The sequence below is a fragment of the Streptococcus minor DSM 17118 genome (genome assembly GCF_000377005.1).
GTDB classification, from domain to species: domain Bacteria; phylum Bacillota; class Bacilli; order Lactobacillales; family Streptococcaceae; genus Streptococcus; species Streptococcus minor.
Genome location: NZ_AQYB01000033.1, coordinates 454,545 through 470,145, shown reverse-complemented (window position 1 = coordinate 470,145; position 15,601 = coordinate 454,545). Strand labels below are relative to the sequence as shown.

Below are 15,601 nucleotides of genomic sequence, written 5' to 3'. Positions count from 1 at the left end.
TCTTTTATTTATTTTTCATTAAATAAGTCTTTTACCTTTTTGATGATGCCATCAAATCCGCCAGCATCATCAAGAAGTTTCTTAGCCTGATCGAAGTATTTACCCAGTTGATCTTTGTTTTCTTCGATAAGTTTTTGAGCAGCTGAGAAATCCTTTTTCTGAATCATTTTTTTGACTTGTTCAAATAGTTCTTTTTGGTTCATAGCTTGAGGAGCCTTTCATTTTTACATTTGTTATGAAGTGGTCAGAACTTATTAAAAGAGGACACAGACAGCTTCTGGGACTTGAAAATCATGACTGATTTCAGTTAGTTTGCCGGTTTCAGCATTACGGGAGAAGACAGTCACGTTGTCGGAGTCTTGATGAGCCACAATGAGGAACTGGTTGTCTGGTGAAAGGATAAAGTCTCGTGGAGTCTTGCCATGGCTGGATACGATTTCTATTAACTCAAGAGTATCATCCCCCAGTACCTTGTAAACAGCGATTGAATCATGACCACGGTTTGATGCATAGACAAACCGTGCATCCTTTGAAATACGGATAGCAGCAGTACCATTGAAATCAGTGTAATCACTTGGCAGAGTCGAGATAGTTTGCAATAGTTCAAAGTGACCTAAGCCATCGTAAATGAGAACTTCGATAGTTGAGTTGAGTTCGCACATCAGATAGGCTATTTTTGTAGTTGGATGGAAAGTGAGATGGCGTGGGCCTGCTCCAGGTGTGCTTTGATAACTCGCCAAGGCTTCAAGTTTACCATCTGGATTGACCTGATAGGTAAAGACCTTATCGCATCCCAAGTCACAGGCAACTAAATACTTATCTGGTGTCAAATCAGCATAATGGGCGTGAGCAGAAGTCTGGTTTTCATGAGGACCAGACCCTGTATGAGTTACTTGGTCAGCAAGGATAAGGCTGCCATCAGAATGGCGCTTATAGACCAGAACTTGGCCTTTGTGATAGTTGGCACCATATACTAACCCGCGGTCTTCATCAACAGAAACATAACATAAAGGTGCCCCTTCTTCCACAACGTGGTTGAGAAGTTGGGCATTAGCATCATAAGCTGCGATACCACCACCTGCTTCGGTTGCGCCAACTGTATAAAGAGAGCCATCTTTTGCAAATGCAAGATAGGTTGGATTGTTTTCCTTTGCTAGGAGTTCTAAGTTGCTGAGTTGCCCTGTTTGAGCATCAAAGTCGGCGACGTAAATACCTTCTGAGCTGCGTTTTGTGTAGGTACCAAAATAAATTTTCATGCGGACTTACCTCTTTTTTAAAATTTTAATCATTATATCATAAAAATATAGAAAATATCGTTTTTAGTAAGGGCTTTCTTGTAAAAGTTTCCTCAATCTGGCCAGAAAATGGTACAATAGAGAAAAATGATGAAAGAGGTTTCCTATGCGAGAGAAAACAAATAAATTCTTTACTTCTTGGTTTTATAAGTGGTTTGTGAACAATCAGGTCGCTACTTTTTTGTTAGTCGTTCTTCTAATATTGATTAACCTTTTCCTTTTTACCAAGGTGGGCTATGTCATAAAACCGATAGTCAGCTTTGTTGAAATCATTCTCTTGCCCATGATTTTAACCGGTTTGCTCTATTATCTGCTAAATCCTATTGTTGATTGGTTGGAAAGACTCAAGGTCTCTCGGACAGTTGCCATTTCCATTGTGTTTGTCCTTATTATCATCCTTTTAGTGTGGGGACTTGGTGTAGCCATTCCTAATATGCAGGAGCAGATTGTTTCCTTTGCACGAAATGTTCCGATTTATATCCAAAATATTGAGAAGCAAGTTTCTACCTTACTTCAGGATGAGCGCTTTGAGCAGTTCCGCCCAGCGGTTATCGAAATGATGGATCGTTTGAATGAGCAGGTGGTATCTTTTGCACAAAAATTGTCATCCAGTGCAGTAGGATGGGCTGGCAATCTGATTTCAACAGCCTCTCAAATCATTGTGGCTATTTTGATTATGCCTTTTATTCTCTTTTATCTATTGCGGGATGGCAAGGATTTGAAGGGGCATATTACCAAGTTTCTTCCAACAGATTGGCGTCAACCAGTAGGGACTGTCTTATCAGATATGAATAGTCAGTTGTCTAATTATGTTCGAGGTCAGGTAACAGTGGCAGTTATTGTTGCCCTCATGTTCTCGATTTTCTTTTCTATCATCGGTCTGAATTATCCTATTACCTTGGGAATTTTGGCAGGTTTTTTAAACTTGATTCCTTATCTTGGCTCCTTCCTAGCCATGATTCCTGCTGTTATTTTAGGATTGGTAGCTGGACCGTTCATGTTGGTCAAGGTTTTAATTGTCTTTATGATTGAGCAGACTATAGAGGGGCGGTTTGTCACTCCCTTGATTATTGGTAGTTCGTTAAGTATTCATCCTATTACTATTTTGTTTGTCTTGTTGACATCCGGTCAGATGTATGGGGTGCTGGGTGTGCTACTTGGAATTCCTATCTATGCTTCTATTAAGGTTGTGCTCAAGGCTATTTTTGAGTGGTATAAGCAATACAGTGGCTTGTACGAAGAGGACTTTTCTCAAGAGATAGATAAGACTGAGGTGACGAGTGAACAATAGTGAGAAGATGCTCTATGCTTTGGAGCAACAAGATTTGGAACGTTCTGAAAAATATTTTAGAAGAGCCTTGCGTGAGGATGATGGAGAGACCTTGTTTGATTTAGGGAATTACCTAGAATCAATTGGTTTTTATCCTCAGGCTAAGGAAATTTATCTGCAGCTGGTAGATGATTTTCCAGAATTATCTTTGAATCTGGCTCAGATTGCTAATGAAGACGGTGATGTAGAAGAGGCATTCGCCTACCTTGAAAATATTCGTGAAGGTAGCCCTTATTATTTAGAGTCTCTCGTAGTGAAGGCTGATCTGTACCAGTCAGAAGGTTTGGCAGATGTAGCACGTGAGAAGTTATTAGAAGCTACTGACTTGTCAGATGAACCTATTTTGATTTTTGGTCTGGCAGAGTTGGACATGGAGTTGGGGTATTTTCAAGAAGCTATCCAAGGCTATGCCCAACTAGATAATCGCGAGATGTATGAATTGACAGGTGTATCAACCTACCAGCGGATAGGTTTGGCTTATGCTAGTCTGGGTAAGTTTGAAGTAGCTGTGGAATTTTTGGAGAAGGCTGTTGAGTTGGAATATGATGACCAGACCGTCTATGAATTGGCCACTCTCTTGTTTGACCAAGGAGAGCACCAGAAGGCCAATCTTTATTTCAAGCAGCTGGATGCAATCAATCCTGACTTTGAAGGCTATGAATACGCCTATGCACAGTCCCTCCACGCAGAACACAGACTAGAAGAAGCTCTGGCTATGGTGCAAAAAGGTTTGGCTCGAAATGAATTTGACCAGGTTCTCTTGCTCCTAGCTTCACAATATGCCTATGAGAGCCATGATAACCAGACTGCTGAAGCCTATCTGCTGAAAGCTAAGGAAAATGCAGAAGACCTTAATGATATCAGCTTGCGACTGACCAATCTCTATTTGGAGCAGGAACGATTTGAGGATGTTGTGGCTTTGGCATCGGAAGACTTAGATAATGTTTTAGCCCGCTGGAATATCGCTAAGGCCCATCAGGCCTTGGAAAATATCGAACAGGCCTTACAGCTCTTTGATGAACTCAAAGAAGATTTGGCAAACAATCCAGAATTTCTGGCTGATTTGATTGAGCTACTTCGTCAAGAAGGTATGCTTTCAGAGGCCAAAAAATGGGCTCGTCATTATTTGGCTTTAGTACCAGATGACATGACTATGCAGGAATTTTATCATCAAGAAGAATAGAAAAAATGGAAGCAAATAAATTATTTCAATACAATACCTTAGGCGCCCTGATGGCCGGTCTTTATGGAGGCTCCTTGACTGTTGGCGAACTCCTACAGCATGGTGATTTGGGGATTGGAACACTAGACTCTATCGATGGGGAGTTGATTGTGCTAGATGGCAAAGCCTATCAGGCTAAAGGCTCTAGTCAGCAGCCAGAAGTAATCGAGGTTGAACCAGATGTCATGGTTCCCTATGCAGCAGTTATTTTTCATCAGGCAGAAGTGATTTTCAAGCAACGTTTTGAGATGACTCACGAGGAGTTGCAAAAGCGGATTGAATCATACTACGATGGCGAAAATCTGTTTCGCTCCATCAAGATTCATGGACATTTTTCTAAGATGCATGTCCGTATGATTCCGAAATCTACATCGGATAAGAAATTTGCAGAAGTGGCTAGCCACCAGCCCGAATTTTCGATTGAAGATGTTACAGGGACTATTGTTGGTTTCTGGACACCTGAAATTTTTCACGGGGTCAGCGTGGCGGGTTATCATCTGCATTTTATCTCAGATGACCATAGCTTTGGTGGTCATGTCTTGGATTATGTCATCACTCAAGGTGTGGTCGAAGTAGGAGCTGTAGATCAGCTGGATCAACGGTTTCCAGTCCAAGATCGCCAGTATCTTTTTGCCAAATTCAATGCCAAAGAAGTCAGAGAAGATATTGATAAGGCAGAGTGAGATGGAAATGTTCATCAGAGATCTTCAACCCAGTCAATTTTACCTTTCTGAAAAGAAAATAGTTGCATGTAGGGAATGGATGCAGAGTATCGGTGTGAAAGATAAATTCTCCCCCTTACCAATCAAGCAAATTGGTCATCGGATCTTTTTGACGGATGGACACACAAGAGCCTATCTGGCTTATCAGGCTGGCTGGGAAAGGGTACCAGTTATCTGGGATGAGGATGAATTGGATTGGGAGGTGCTGTCGCATGAAAAATAAACTCTATCAACTGGAACAGGCTTTTCTGAACCCCAGCTGCCAGTCAAATCAAGACTGGCTAAACAGGACAATTCACGATGACTTTACTGAGATAGGTAAATCCGGCAAAATCTACAGCAAACAGGAGGTTATCTCCGCTTTTACTGCCCAAAAGAACGGGAAAATCACGGAAATACTAGGATTTGACTGTCGGCAGATTGACCTGCAGACCTGGTTGGTGCATTACCAGACAAGGCACAGCGGTCTTCTGGTCTATCGGACTTCTATTTGGCTGGAAAAGGAGGCCAGGCTTCAAATTTATCACCATCAGGCGACACCACTTTCAGCCAGTATCTTTTCGCCAAATTTAACTCCAAAGAAGTGAGAGAAGATATTGATAAGGCAGAATGAGATGGAAATGTTCATCAGAGATCTTCAACCCAGTCAATTCTACCTTTCTGAAAAGAAAATAGTTGCATGCAAGGAATGGATGCAGAGCATTGATGTGGAAGAACAATTCTCACCTCTGCCTATCAAGCAAATTGGTCATCGGATTTTTTTGACTGATGGCCATACAAGAGCCTATTTAGCTTATCAGGCTGGCTGGGAGAGGGTGCCAGTTATCTGGGATGAGGATGAGTTGGATTGGAAGGCCTACCTTATCTGTGTCCAAACAGCAGAAGCGAAAGGCATTCATACCGTAGCGGACCTAGCTACTAGGATTCTCTCAGAAGAAGAATATCAAGAAAAATGGCTGAATTGGTGTCAAGAAATTTTTCATGCCAACCAACCCAGTCAAAAAAATCCATGAATTAGATTTTCATGGATTTTATTTTTTCTTCTGTGGGGGTGACACGCAAAGTTTTTTGGCCACGGTAAGTGACAAATCCTGGTTTGCCACCAGTTGGTTTGTGCAGTTTTTTTGCCTCAATCATATCTACCTGAACAAGGTTGGAATGGCGAGCTTTAGAGAAGTAGGCTGCCAACTCTGCCGCATCTGTTTTGACTTCATCAGTTGGCTCTAGATTGTCAGTAATGATGACATGGCTTCCGGGAATATCCTTGGCATGAAACCACAACTCTCCTTTTTTTGCAATTTTAAAGGATAGTTCATCATTTTGCAAATTGTTTTTGCCAACTAGGATGATGGTCTTGCCATCACTAGCCAGATAGCGTTCAGGTTTTTGACGCTTAGCAATTTTCTCCCTTTGCCGGCGCTTGAGATATCCTGTCTCAATCAATTCTTCACGGAGTTCATCGATTTCAGTTAGACTAGCTTGGTTGAGCAAAGTGTCTACACTTTCCAAGTAAGCGATGCTGGCCTTGGTTTCTTCAATTAGGTTGGTCAGATGCTTGACTGCCTCCTTGAGTTTTTGGTATTTCTTGAAATAGCGCTGGGCATTCTGACTAGGAGTCAGGGAGACATCAAGGGAGATGGTGATGGGCTGGCTCGTATAGTAATTATCTAAGGTTACAGCTGGCTGGTCGTTAGGCACCTGATGGAGATAAGTGGTCAGGAGTTCTCCTTTTTGGCGAAACTCTTCCGCATTTTCAGTAGCCAGTAATTCCTCTTTCTGTTTGAGTAACTTTTTACGATTTTTCTCTAATTCGCTTGTTACCCGTTTAATTAACTCATTGGCTTGTTGAGCTACTCGGTCACGCTCTGCCTTATCTTGATAGTAGTAGTCTAAGAGTTCTGATAGGCTTTCAAATCTTTGTTGACTATCTCTGAAGACGACAGGAGCATAGGATTTTTCAGTCAAAGTTGCCTTTGTTTTTTGTTGGAAAAACTCGCGGAAATGCTTCAGCTTATCGTTGCTTAATTGAGTTGCCAACTCAGTTGCTGTATCCCGCCCCAATCCTTGAAAAAGTCTTTGTAGATTCTTGGGAGCTAGGTCCTCTGTGCTGAGGATTTCAAATAATTTCTCATCCCCAATAGTGAAAGGATTTCTGGCATCTGTTTTTGGTGGATAGATATAGGCAGACCCTGGCAGGATAGTTCGGTAAGAATTTTGCGAAAATCCAACGTGCTTGATAGCCTCGATAATCTTGTTTTCTGCCTTATCGACTAGGATAAGATTGCTATGCTTGCCCATGATTTCTACAATGAGAGTGACTTGTATCTGGTCACCAATCTCATCTTTATTGGATACTGCGATTTCCAGAATGCGGTCATTTTCCAGCTGCTCAATGCTTTCAATAATGGCTCCCTGTAGGTATTTACGCAGTATCATGGTAAAAGTATTAGGCGTCTTAGGATTGATAAATTCGGTCTGGGTCAGCTGAATCCGACCAAAAACTGAATGTACTGAAATCAGGAGCTTTTGACTCTGGCGATTGCTGCGGATATTAAGAACCAATTCTTGCTCAAAGGGTTGGTTAATTTTTTGGATTCGGCCACCTAGCAATTGTTCTTGCAATTCCTTGGCCATGTGGTGTAAAAAAAATCCATCAAAGGACATGTTTCTTCCTCAGTTTCTATTAGTGTTTTTATTATAACACAAGTAGAAGGGCGAATAGGATTTTTAAATTTTTTCTATTTGAAGATAAATCCTTGACTTATTTAATTAGAATTGTTATAATTAAGAAAAAAGGAGAATGATATATGACATTTGATTATTCAGATAAGGGCAAGCAACCTTTGGTTATTGACATGGAAGGTATGACCCTTGACAATGAAAACTACCGCACCACGCTTTGGACAGGGGATAAAATCCAGTTGACAGTCATGACGATTCAACCAGGAGATGATATTGGTTTGGAAGCCCATCATGGTATTGAGCAGTTTTTGCGCATCGAACAAGGAAAAGGTCTCTGCCAAATGGGACCAACTGAGGACAATCTTGATTTTGAGGTAGAAGTCGTTGCAGATGAAGCTATCTTTGTTCCAGCTGGTATCTGGCATAATATTACCAATACTGGTGAGGAGCCTTTAAAACTTTATACTATCTATGGTGGACCAGATCATGTAGCGGGTACAGTGCATCCAACCCATGATGATGCCCGTAATGACCCTAACGAGCACTAATAGAAGACGAGCATTCATCTCTCAAACAGTTTCATCTATTGTTTGTGAGAATGATATAAAATCCATAAAATATATAAACTAAATATGAACAAGCGGTAAATCGTGAGATTTATGCAGCCGGGTCCTCAAGTGTGAGGACAGCAGACCACTGCATCTAATTGTAGAGTGCGTGCCTGTGAGACAGTACAAAACTGTCCATAGGTGCGCATTTTTTATTGGTCAGTATCTATTCTATAACATGATTAAAAGATAATAGGAGCTATAGGATGTTAGAATATATCAAAACAAAACGAGCGACACAATTTTTAGCCATAGGTACCATGATGATGATTTTGGGCTTTTTTTATCACAATCGTATCCCATCTCTAGGTTATGCTTTCCTCTATCTGGCGGTTTTCTTCTTGGGCTATTTTGCATTAAAGAAGGCAATTTTAGATTCTATTCAGGAAAAATCTCCCAATGTTGACCTATTGATGATTTTGGCGGCTCTTGGGGCTTTGATGATTCAAGAAGAAAGAGAAGCGGTCATTTTACTCTTTATTTTTGCGACAGCAGAAGTTTTAGAGGCCTATGTGATGGAGAAATCAACCTCGGCTATCTCTAGTCTTATGTCTCAGGTGCCAGAGACTGCCCAAGTTTTGCAGGATGACGGCCAACTTGTAGAGCTTGCTACCAGTCAACTGAGGATTGGTGATCAGATTGTAGTAGCTAAAGGGAACCAAATTCCCATTGACAGTATAGCCATGAATTCGACAACCGTCAATGAAATGGCGCTGACGGGTGAGTCAATTCCTGTGGAAAAAGAGGTAGGAGATGAGGTCTTTGCGGGTACTCTCAATGAAGGTCACGCAGTCACTCTCAAGGTAACGAAGACTAGCGATGAGACAGTCTTTTCTAACATTATTCGTATGGTAGAACAGGCTCAGCAGCAACCTTCAAAAATTGGTCATGTGATTGCTCAATTCGAACGTTACTATGTTATCGGTGTTCTCTTGACAGTGCCTCTCTTTATCCTCACTCTCTACTATCTGTATAATCTATCTTTCCAGAATGCCTTTTATCGTGGGATGGTTCTTTTGACAGTAGCTAGCCCGTGTGCCTTGGTAGCTTCTGTTACGCCAGCTACTCTTAGTGCCATTAGCAAGGGTGCTCGTATGGGTGTACTAATTAAGGGCGGGACTGCTCTTGAGAACTTGTCTGCTACCAATCTGATTTACTCTGATAAGACTGGCACTCTGACCTACGGTCATTTTGATGTCTTGGATTTTAGCATCCCTGAGGATATTTTGCCACAGGTGATTGCGATGGAACAAAGTTCACATCATCCGATTGCTCAGGCGCTTGTCAAACACTTTTCTCATATGGATTTGTCTCGCATTCCAGCGAATCGAAAGGTTCAGGAAGAGTCTGGTGTGGGCTTGATTTGTGGGGATATAAGAGTTGGAAAACCAGCTGCCTTTTCGACCTATAAGGATCCAAATAATTATAGTCGCAAGTTATCCGCGAATCAAACGACTGTCTTTGTGGCTAAAGGTGATACGGTTATTGGTTACTTTGTTCTGGCTGATAAAGTTCGCACAGAATCAGCTCAAGCTGTTCATGATTTTCAAAAAGAGGGTATAGAAGTCATCATGTTAACAGGGGATGGGGAAGTAGTAGCAGAGCAGATTGCCAAAGAAGTGAATGTTACTGCCTTCCGAGCTAACTGCCTACCTCAGGATAAAATCAAGGATGTTTTGGATAGCCAGGCTGATGGTAAGGTAGTGGCCATGATTGGTGACGGCATCAATGATGCACCAGCCCTAGCCAATGCCAATATTGGTATCGCCATGGGCTCTGGTTCAGCCATTGCCATGGAGTCAGCAGAGTTAGTGATGGTACAAAATAATTTTGCCAAACTCTTTCAGGTCTATAAGCTCAGCCGGAAACTCAATAAAATCATTTGGCAAAATCTCTTCTTCTCAGTTGGTGTCATTATGGTATTGATTGCTCTTAACTTATTTGGAGTACTAGATCTAACGCGTGGCGTTATCTTTCATGAACTATCGACGATCTTGGTTATTCTCAATGGTTTACGCTTACTCACATAATTTTTTAAAATTATTAAAAAATTCAAAAAATAGGCTTGCATTTTTCAAAAAATAGGGTATAATAAAACAAACCAAAACAGAGAGGAAGATGAAGATGGCATACACTCAACCACTTACAAACTGGCAAAACTGGCATAGGTAAAGTTGTGTTTATGTTTGTGCATAGATACGACTTTTAGAGTACTTCTAAAAAGTATCTATGCGCTAGTCTTCATGGACCATATAGATAGGAGCGCGTAGCAGGATACCTTGCTATGTGCTTTTTCTTTTTAGTTGACTCTTGAACCACTATAGAATATGTAATAGAAAATGGCCTTGAGCCTCTGTATTGTATAAAAAGGAGAATCACATGAAAAATAAACCTCTTATTGGAACCCTTATCGCTCTAGTTGTATTAGTCCTTGCTGCACTTTTTTTCAGCAGCCGCAAAGAATCCATTGCTCAAAATGAAAAAGAAGTGGTAAAAATTGGTATCCTCCAATTTGTAACCCATGACGCTCTTGATGAAATTGAGCGCGGTATTGAGGATGGATTGGCTGATGCTGGTTATGAGGGGAGTAATGTCAAACTAACGCTTCTGAATGCAGAAGCTGATCAGAGTAAGATTCAAACGATGAGTAAGAAATTGGTCAATGATGGCAATGATATCGTGATTGGAATTGCCACACCAGCGGCTCAAGGTTTGGCTTCGGCCACTGCTGATATCCCTGTTGTCATGGGGGCTATCTCAGACCCTGTTGGTGCAAAGTTGGTGAAAAATCTAGATCAGCCTGAAGGCAATGTGACAGGACTCTCCAATCATGTACCACTTGCCCAAACGGTTGAACTAATCGAGATGGTCACACCTGATGCCAAAATCATTGGTGTACTTTATGCAAGTAGCGAGGATAACTCCGTTTCCCAAGTTAAAGAATTTACTCAATATGCTGAAAAATCAGGCTTGAAAGTGGTAGAATACGCTGTTCCATCTACTAATGAAATTACCACAACCATGTCTGTCATGACTGGTAAAGTGGACGCTATCTTTGTACCACAGGACAACACTATTGCTTCTGCCTTTCCTACGGTGGTTACGGCAGCAAATGCAGCTAAGATTCCAATTTATTCTAGTGTGGATACCATGGTCAAACAAGGGTCTATTGCTTCTGTGGCACAAAGTCAATATGATTTGGGCCTTGAAACAGCTAAAATTGCTGTGAAAATACTAGCTGGTAAAAAAGTTTCCGAAGTACCTGTAAAGGTAGTGGATACGGGAACACCAACTCTTAACTTGAAAGCAGCTAAAGAACTAGGTATCACCATTCCAGACAGCCTGCTTGAAGAAGCGGATATCGCTGTCAAAGTAGACGAATAGAAAGTATAGACAATATGATTATCTCATCTGTATCACAAGGTCTTTTGTGGGGAATCCTCGGTTTGGGGATTTACCTGACCTTCCGGATTCTCAACTTTCCTGATATGACAACAGAAGGCTCGTTTCCACTAGGTGGAGCAGTTGCTGTCACCTTGATGAATATGGGAATTCATCCCTTAGTGTCAACTCTAGCTGGAGCCCTGTCGGGCTGCCTAGCTGGTTTGGTCACGGGTCTTCTTTATACCAAGGGCAAAATTCCGACCCTTTTAGCAGGTATCTTGGTCATGACATCCTGCAACTCTCTGATGCTTATGATTATGGGACGTGCAAATTTAGGTTTGCTAGATATTCAAACCTTGCAGGACCTATTACCCTTTAGCAAGGCTACCAATTTGTTGCTAGTTGGATTGTTGGCTGTGCTTTTGGTGATAGTTTGTCTCATCTATTTCCTCTATACCAAGCTAGGTCAGGCCTATATCGCTACAGGTGACAATCGTGATATGGCAAAGAGTTTTGGTATCCATACTGATCGAATGGAGGTCATGGGGTTGGTCGTTTCAAATGGTCTGATTGCCTTGGCTGGAGCCTTAGTCAGTCAACAGGATGGTTACGCGGATGTATCCAAGGGGATAGGTGTCATCGTGATTGGTTTAGCTTCTATCATCATCGGTGAAGTTCTCTTTTCGACAGGATTGACCTTGTTGGAACGCTTGATTGCCATTGTTGTCGGCTCCATTCTGTATCAGTTTCTAATTGCAGGTGTCATCACTCTTGGTTTTAATACCAACTATCTCAAGCTTTTCAGTGCGATTGTACTGGCTCTATGTCTTATGGTACCTGTTTTGAAAAAGAAAGTCTTCAAGGGGGTGTCTTTATCACGATGAAAAAAATAGTTGAATTAAAAAATGCCACGGTGCAAGTCAACAACGGCTTTGATGAGGTCAAGACGATCTTGGACAATGTCAGTTTGGATATCTACGAGCATGATTTTTTGACAATCTTAGGCGGAAATGGGGCTGGGAAATCTACCCTCTTCAATGTCATCGCAGGTACCCTGATGCTGACTAGCGGCAGTATTTCGATTTTGGGAGAGGATGTGACCTTGCTCCCAGCTGAAAAAAGAGCTAAGTACTTGGCGCGCGTCTTTCAGGATCCAAAAATGGGAACAGCCCCGCGAATGACAGTGGGTGAAAATCTCTTGATCGCCAAAGACCGAGGAGAAAAACGCCCCTTTTCTCCTAGAAAAATCCATACCTATAAAGAGGAGTTTTCCCAACTTTTGACCAGAACTGGTAATGGTTTGGATAAACATTTGGAAACACCGACAGGACTCTTGTCTGGTGGTCAACGTCAGGCACTGAGTCTCCTCATGGCGACCCTGAAACGACCAGAACTGTTACTTCTTGATGAACATACGGCAGCCCTAGATCCTAAGACCAGTGTCTCTCTCATGCAGTTGACTGACGAATTTGTTAGGGATGGTCGCTTGACTGCTCTTATGATTACTCATCATATGGAAGATGCCCTAACGTATGGCAATCGTCTTATCGTTATGAAAGATGGGAAAATCGTCAAGGATGTCAGTCATGATGAAAAAGTACAAATGCAGATTGCAGATTATTATCAGTTTTTTGAGTAGAAATGAAGCCCATTTAAATGGGCTTTTCATTTGTCGCATTTGGGAAGAAAAAATGGTATAATACTTGTGATATGCAGGAAACTGCAGAACTGTAATTCGACTTGTCAACCTATTAAGAAGCAGGAAACAAGGACCGTTTGTATGAAAATTAACGAATAAAGAGGACTTATATCATGAGTGATATTAAAATCATGGCCTTGGGTGGTGTCCGAGAGAATGGAAAAAATCTCTACATCGCTGAGGTTAAGGACAGCATTTTTGTGCTGGATGCTGGGCTCAAATACCCAGAAAATGAGCAACTCGGAGTGGATGTGATTGTTCCCAACTTTGACTACCTAGTAGAAAATAAGGAGCGCGTTGCTGGTATCTTCTTGAGTCATGGTCATGCGGATGCTATTGGTGCCCTTCCTTATCTTTTGGAAAAAGTAAAAGTGCCTGTTTTTGGTTCCCATTTGACCATTGAATTGGCAAAACTAGTGGTTAAAAAATACTCCGCTACAAAGAAATTCAATGACTTCCATGTTATCAATGCCAAATCAGAGATTGACTTTGGTGATTCTGTGATTTCTTTCTTTAAAACGACTCACTCTATTCCTGAGAGTTTGGGAATTGTGGTCAAGACAGATGAAGGAAATATTGTCTATACGGGTGATTTCAAATTTGACCAAGCTGCCGCGCCTTACTATCGAACAGACTTTGCCCGTTTAGCGGAAATTGGCCGGGAAGGTGTCTTGGCTCTCTTGTCTGATTCTGCCAATGCTGATAGTCATGTTCAGGTTGCTAGCATGCATGAGGAGAGAGAAGAGATACTCAATACCATTGCAGACTGGGATGGACGAGTGATTGTGGCTGCTGTTGCCAGCAACATCATCCGTATTCAGCAGATTTTTGATGCAGCAGAGGCGACTGGTCGCCGCGTTGTCCTGACAGGACACGATGTAGAAAACATCGTTCGGACAGCCATTCACTTGAAAAAATTGCGTCTAGCTAGTGAGCGTCTCCTCATCAAGCCCAAGGACATGGGCAAGTTTGAAGACCATGAGCTGATTGTCTTGGAGACAGGTCGTATGGGTGAACCACTCAACGGCTTACGAAAAATGTCCATCGGTCGCCATCGTTATGTAGAGATAAAAGAGGGAGATTTGGTGTACATTGTCACCACTCCAACAGTTTCTAAAGAAGCAGTTGTGGCTAGAGTTGAGAACATGATTTACCAAGCAGGTGGTGTGGTGAAGTCGATCACTAAAAACTTGCGTGTATCTGGTCATGGAAATGCGCGTGACTTGCAACTCATGCTCAATATCTTACGTCCCAAGTTCCTCTTCCCAATCCAAGGAGAATATCGCCAACTAGATGCTCATGCCAAGGCGGCATTGGAAATTGGATTTTATCCAGAAAACATCTTTATTGTTAAACGTGGGGATATCATGAGTTATGAGCAGGGCGAATTTGTTCATGATGGAGCGGTGTCTGCTGGTGATGTCATGATAGATGGGAATGCTATCGGAGATGTGGGTAATATTGTGCTTCGTGACCGGAAACTCTTATCCGAGGATGGAATTTTCATTGTGGCCATTACTGTTAACCGCAAGGAAAAGAAAATCATCTCCAAGGCCAAGGTGAATACTCGAGGATTTATTTATGTTAAGAAAAGCAGGGATATCCTGCGCGAATCAGCCGAGTTGGTCAATACCTGTGTGGAGAAATACTTCACCAAGGATAGCTTTGACTGGAGCGAGCTCAAGAGTGCAGTTCGAGATGATTTGTCCAAATATCTTTTTGAACAAACCAAGCGCCGCCCATCTATTCTTCCAGTCATTATGGAAGTGAAATAAGGATTTGATGAGAGCTAGGTAACTAGCTCTTTTCTCAAAAAGAAAAAGAGGAAGTAATATGGCAACCTTTGAGATTGAATATTTTTCTGAAACATTGGATATGGCACGCCATGTCAGTGTCATTTATCCTGATGCAGCAGACCTTTCGGAAGAACAGATAGACAGTCAGGATATTCCGGTACTGTACTTGCTCCACGGTATGAGTGGCAATGAGAACTCTTGGCGTAAGCGGACAGCTATTGAGCGTCTGATTCGCCATACCAATCTGATTGTCATCATGCCCAATGTAGACTTGGGCTGGTATACCAATACAACTTACGGTCTCAACTATTTTGATGCTATCGCCACTGAATTACCCAAAATCATGCGACGATTTTTTCCAAATATGACTCGAAAAAGAGAGAAGACATTTATTGCTGGCTTATCTATGGGGGGATATGGTGCATTTAAAATTGGACTTTCTACTAACGATTATGCTTACGTCGGTGCCTTTTCTGGTGCTTTGGGTGTCGGACTTGATTTAGATGAATTGACAGCCAATGTCAATGCTAAGCCAGCTTACTGGCAGGGAATATTTGGAGAGTTAACCAAGGAAAATCTGGAACAGCATCTTCTGACAACCTTTGTCAAAAAACATGATATGAAATCAAAGTTTTACACCTGGTGTGGTCGGGAGGATTTTCTTTTTACAAGCAATCAAAAGGCTGTCAAGCTCTTGCAAGAAATGGGTTTGGACATAGAGAGTCAAACTGGTCATGGGACTCACGACTGGTACTACTGGGAGCAGCAACTCCAAGTTTTCTTAAAAAAACTGCCCATTGATTACAAAGAAGAAGAACGATTGAGTTAGGTATTTTTTAATCACAGAAGTAGGGAAATTTCCC

At 41.8% G+C, this 15,601-nt stretch carries 16 protein-coding genes; 13 read left to right on the top strand and 3 right to left on the bottom strand.

Annotated elements, in window-relative coordinates:
* Nucleotides 1-8: 8 nt before the first annotated feature.
* Both F602_RS0108560 and F602_RS0108555 read right to left on the bottom strand, forming a co-directional pair.
* On the bottom strand, nt 9-203 hold the full coding sequence (locus tag F602_RS0108560) for a hypothetical protein (protein WP_018167562.1): 195 nt from the start codon (nt 201-203) through the stop codon (nt 9-11).
* 51 nt (nt 204-254) lie between these two features.
* Complete coding sequence (locus F602_RS0108555; protein WP_018167561.1) at nt 255-1,256, bottom strand: lactonase family protein; 1,002 nt, start codon at nt 1,254-1,256, stop codon at nt 255-257.
* 145 nt (nt 1,257-1,401) lie between these two features.
* Between F602_RS0108555 and F602_RS0108550 the strand changes: the two genes are divergently transcribed.
* Genes F602_RS0108550 through F602_RS0108525 form a run of 6 tightly spaced genes read left to right on the top strand, consistent with a single transcriptional unit; the run spans nt 1,402 to nt 5,582 of the window.
* A complete protein-coding gene (locus F602_RS0108550) occupies nt 1,402-2,586 on the top strand; it encodes an AI-2E family transporter (protein ID WP_018167560.1) in 1,185 nt (394 codons plus the stop codon).
* Entirely contained in the window at nt 2,576-3,808 is a 1,233-nt protein-coding gene (locus F602_RS0108545; protein ID WP_018167559.1) for a tetratricopeptide repeat protein, read from the top strand. Before F602_RS0108550 ends, F602_RS0108545 begins: the two co-directional genes overlap by 11 nt.
* 5 nt (nt 3,809-3,813) lie before the next feature.
* Nucleotides 3,814-4,530: an acetolactate decarboxylase gene (budA, locus tag F602_RS0108540; protein WP_018167558.1), complete on the top strand. Its 717-nt coding sequence runs from the start codon at nt 3,814-3,816 to the stop codon at nt 4,528-4,530.
* A gap of 7 nt (nt 4,531-4,537) precedes the next feature.
* A complete protein-coding gene (locus F602_RS10475; RefSeq protein WP_245537569.1) occupies nt 4,538-4,792 on the top strand; it encodes a hypothetical protein in 255 nt (84 codons plus the stop codon).
* A complete protein-coding gene (locus tag F602_RS0108530) occupies nt 4,782-5,156 on the top strand; it encodes a nuclear transport factor 2 family protein (RefSeq protein ID WP_018167556.1) in 375 nt (124 codons plus the stop codon). The genes F602_RS10475 and F602_RS0108530 overlap by 11 nt, the downstream gene beginning before the upstream one ends.
* A 33-nt stretch (nt 5,157-5,189) precedes the next feature.
* Entirely contained in the window at nt 5,190-5,582 is a 393-nt protein-coding gene (locus F602_RS0108525; protein ID WP_018167555.1) for a hypothetical protein, read from the top strand.
* A 1-nt stretch (nt 5,583) separates the two neighbouring features.
* Here the strand turns inward: F602_RS0108525 and F602_RS0108520 are convergent, their stop codons facing one another.
* The gene (locus F602_RS0108520) at nt 5,584-7,233 is read right to left on the bottom strand and encodes an Rqc2 family fibronectin-binding protein (protein WP_018167554.1); all 1,650 of its coding nucleotides are present in this window, start codon (nt 7,231-7,233) and stop codon (nt 5,584-5,586) included.
* A 143-nt stretch (nt 7,234-7,376) separates the two neighbouring features.
* Here F602_RS0108520 and F602_RS0108515 point away from each other — a divergent pair, with 143 nt between their 5' ends.
* The 7 genes from F602_RS0108515 to F602_RS0108485 all read left to right on the top strand — a co-directional run bounded on the left by F602_RS0108515 (nt 7,377) and on the right by F602_RS0108485 (nt 15,567).
* Nucleotides 7,377-7,799 (top strand): cupin domain-containing protein, encoded by a 423-nt coding sequence (locus tag F602_RS0108515; protein WP_018167553.1) that lies wholly within the window; start codon nt 7,377-7,379, stop codon nt 7,797-7,799.
* 266 nt (nt 7,800-8,065) lie between these two features.
* Nucleotides 8,066-9,889 (top strand): heavy metal translocating P-type ATPase, encoded by a 1,824-nt coding sequence (locus F602_RS0108510; RefSeq protein ID WP_018167552.1) that lies wholly within the window; start codon nt 8,066-8,068, stop codon nt 9,887-9,889.
* A gap of 349 nt (nt 9,890-10,238) precedes the next feature.
* Complete coding sequence (gene trpX, locus F602_RS0108505) at nt 10,239-11,243, top strand: tryptophan ABC transporter substrate-binding protein (RefSeq protein ID WP_018167551.1); 1,005 nt, start codon at nt 10,239-10,241, stop codon at nt 11,241-11,243.
* A gap of 14 nt (nt 11,244-11,257) precedes the next feature.
* Complete coding sequence (locus F602_RS0108500) at nt 11,258-12,127, top strand: ABC transporter permease (RefSeq protein WP_018167550.1); 870 nt, start codon at nt 11,258-11,260, stop codon at nt 12,125-12,127.
* Nucleotides 12,124-12,882, top strand: coding sequence for an ABC transporter ATP-binding protein (locus tag F602_RS0108495; RefSeq protein WP_018167549.1), 759 nt, complete (start codon nt 12,124-12,126; stop codon nt 12,880-12,882). Before F602_RS0108500 ends, F602_RS0108495 begins: the two co-directional genes overlap by 4 nt.
* A gap of 173 nt (nt 12,883-13,055) precedes the next feature.
* Nucleotides 13,056-14,717 (top strand): ribonuclease J, encoded by a 1,662-nt coding sequence (locus F602_RS0108490; protein WP_018167548.1) that lies wholly within the window; start codon nt 13,056-13,058, stop codon nt 14,715-14,717.
* Nucleotides 14,718-14,775: 58 nt separating this feature from the next.
* A complete protein-coding gene (locus tag F602_RS0108485) occupies nt 14,776-15,567 on the top strand; it encodes an alpha/beta hydrolase (RefSeq protein WP_018167547.1) in 792 nt (263 codons plus the stop codon).
* The last annotated feature ends 34 nt before the right edge of the window (nt 15,568-15,601 follow it).

Coding starts and splice junctions, on each gene's coding strand:
- F602_RS0108560 (WP_018167562.1), bottom strand. CDS start 203: ATGAACCAAAAAGAACTATTTGAACAAGTCAAAAAAATGATTCAGAAA.
- F602_RS0108555 (WP_018167561.1), bottom strand. CDS start 1,256: ATGAAAATTTATTTTGGTACCTACACAAAACGCAGCTCAGAAGGTATT.
- F602_RS0108550 (WP_018167560.1), top strand. CDS start 1,402: ATGCGAGAGAAAACAAATAAATTCTTTACTTCTTGGTTTTATAAGTGG.
- budA (WP_018167558.1), top strand. CDS start 3,814: ATGGAAGCAAATAAATTATTTCAATACAATACCTTAGGCGCCCTGATG.
- F602_RS10475 (WP_245537569.1), top strand. CDS start 4,538: ATGTTCATCAGAGATCTTCAACCCAGTCAATTTTACCTTTCTGAAAAG.
- F602_RS0108530 (WP_018167556.1), top strand. CDS start 4,782: ATGAAAAATAAACTCTATCAACTGGAACAGGCTTTTCTGAACCCCAGC.
- F602_RS0108525 (WP_018167555.1), top strand. CDS start 5,190: ATGTTCATCAGAGATCTTCAACCCAGTCAATTCTACCTTTCTGAAAAG.
- F602_RS0108520 (WP_018167554.1), bottom strand. CDS start 7,233: ATGTCCTTTGATGGATTTTTTTTACACCACATGGCCAAGGAATTGCAA.
- F602_RS0108515 (WP_018167553.1), top strand. CDS start 7,377: ATGACATTTGATTATTCAGATAAGGGCAAGCAACCTTTGGTTATTGAC.
- F602_RS0108510 (WP_018167552.1), top strand. CDS start 8,066: ATGTTAGAATATATCAAAACAAAACGAGCGACACAATTTTTAGCCATA.
- trpX (WP_018167551.1), top strand. CDS start 10,239: ATGAAAAATAAACCTCTTATTGGAACCCTTATCGCTCTAGTTGTATTA.
- F602_RS0108500 (WP_018167550.1), top strand. CDS start 11,258: ATGATTATCTCATCTGTATCACAAGGTCTTTTGTGGGGAATCCTCGGT.
- F602_RS0108495 (WP_018167549.1), top strand. CDS start 12,124: ATGAAAAAAATAGTTGAATTAAAAAATGCCACGGTGCAAGTCAACAAC.
- F602_RS0108490 (WP_018167548.1), top strand. CDS start 13,056: ATGAGTGATATTAAAATCATGGCCTTGGGTGGTGTCCGAGAGAATGGA.
- F602_RS0108485 (WP_018167547.1), top strand. CDS start 14,776: ATGGCAACCTTTGAGATTGAATATTTTTCTGAAACATTGGATATGGCA.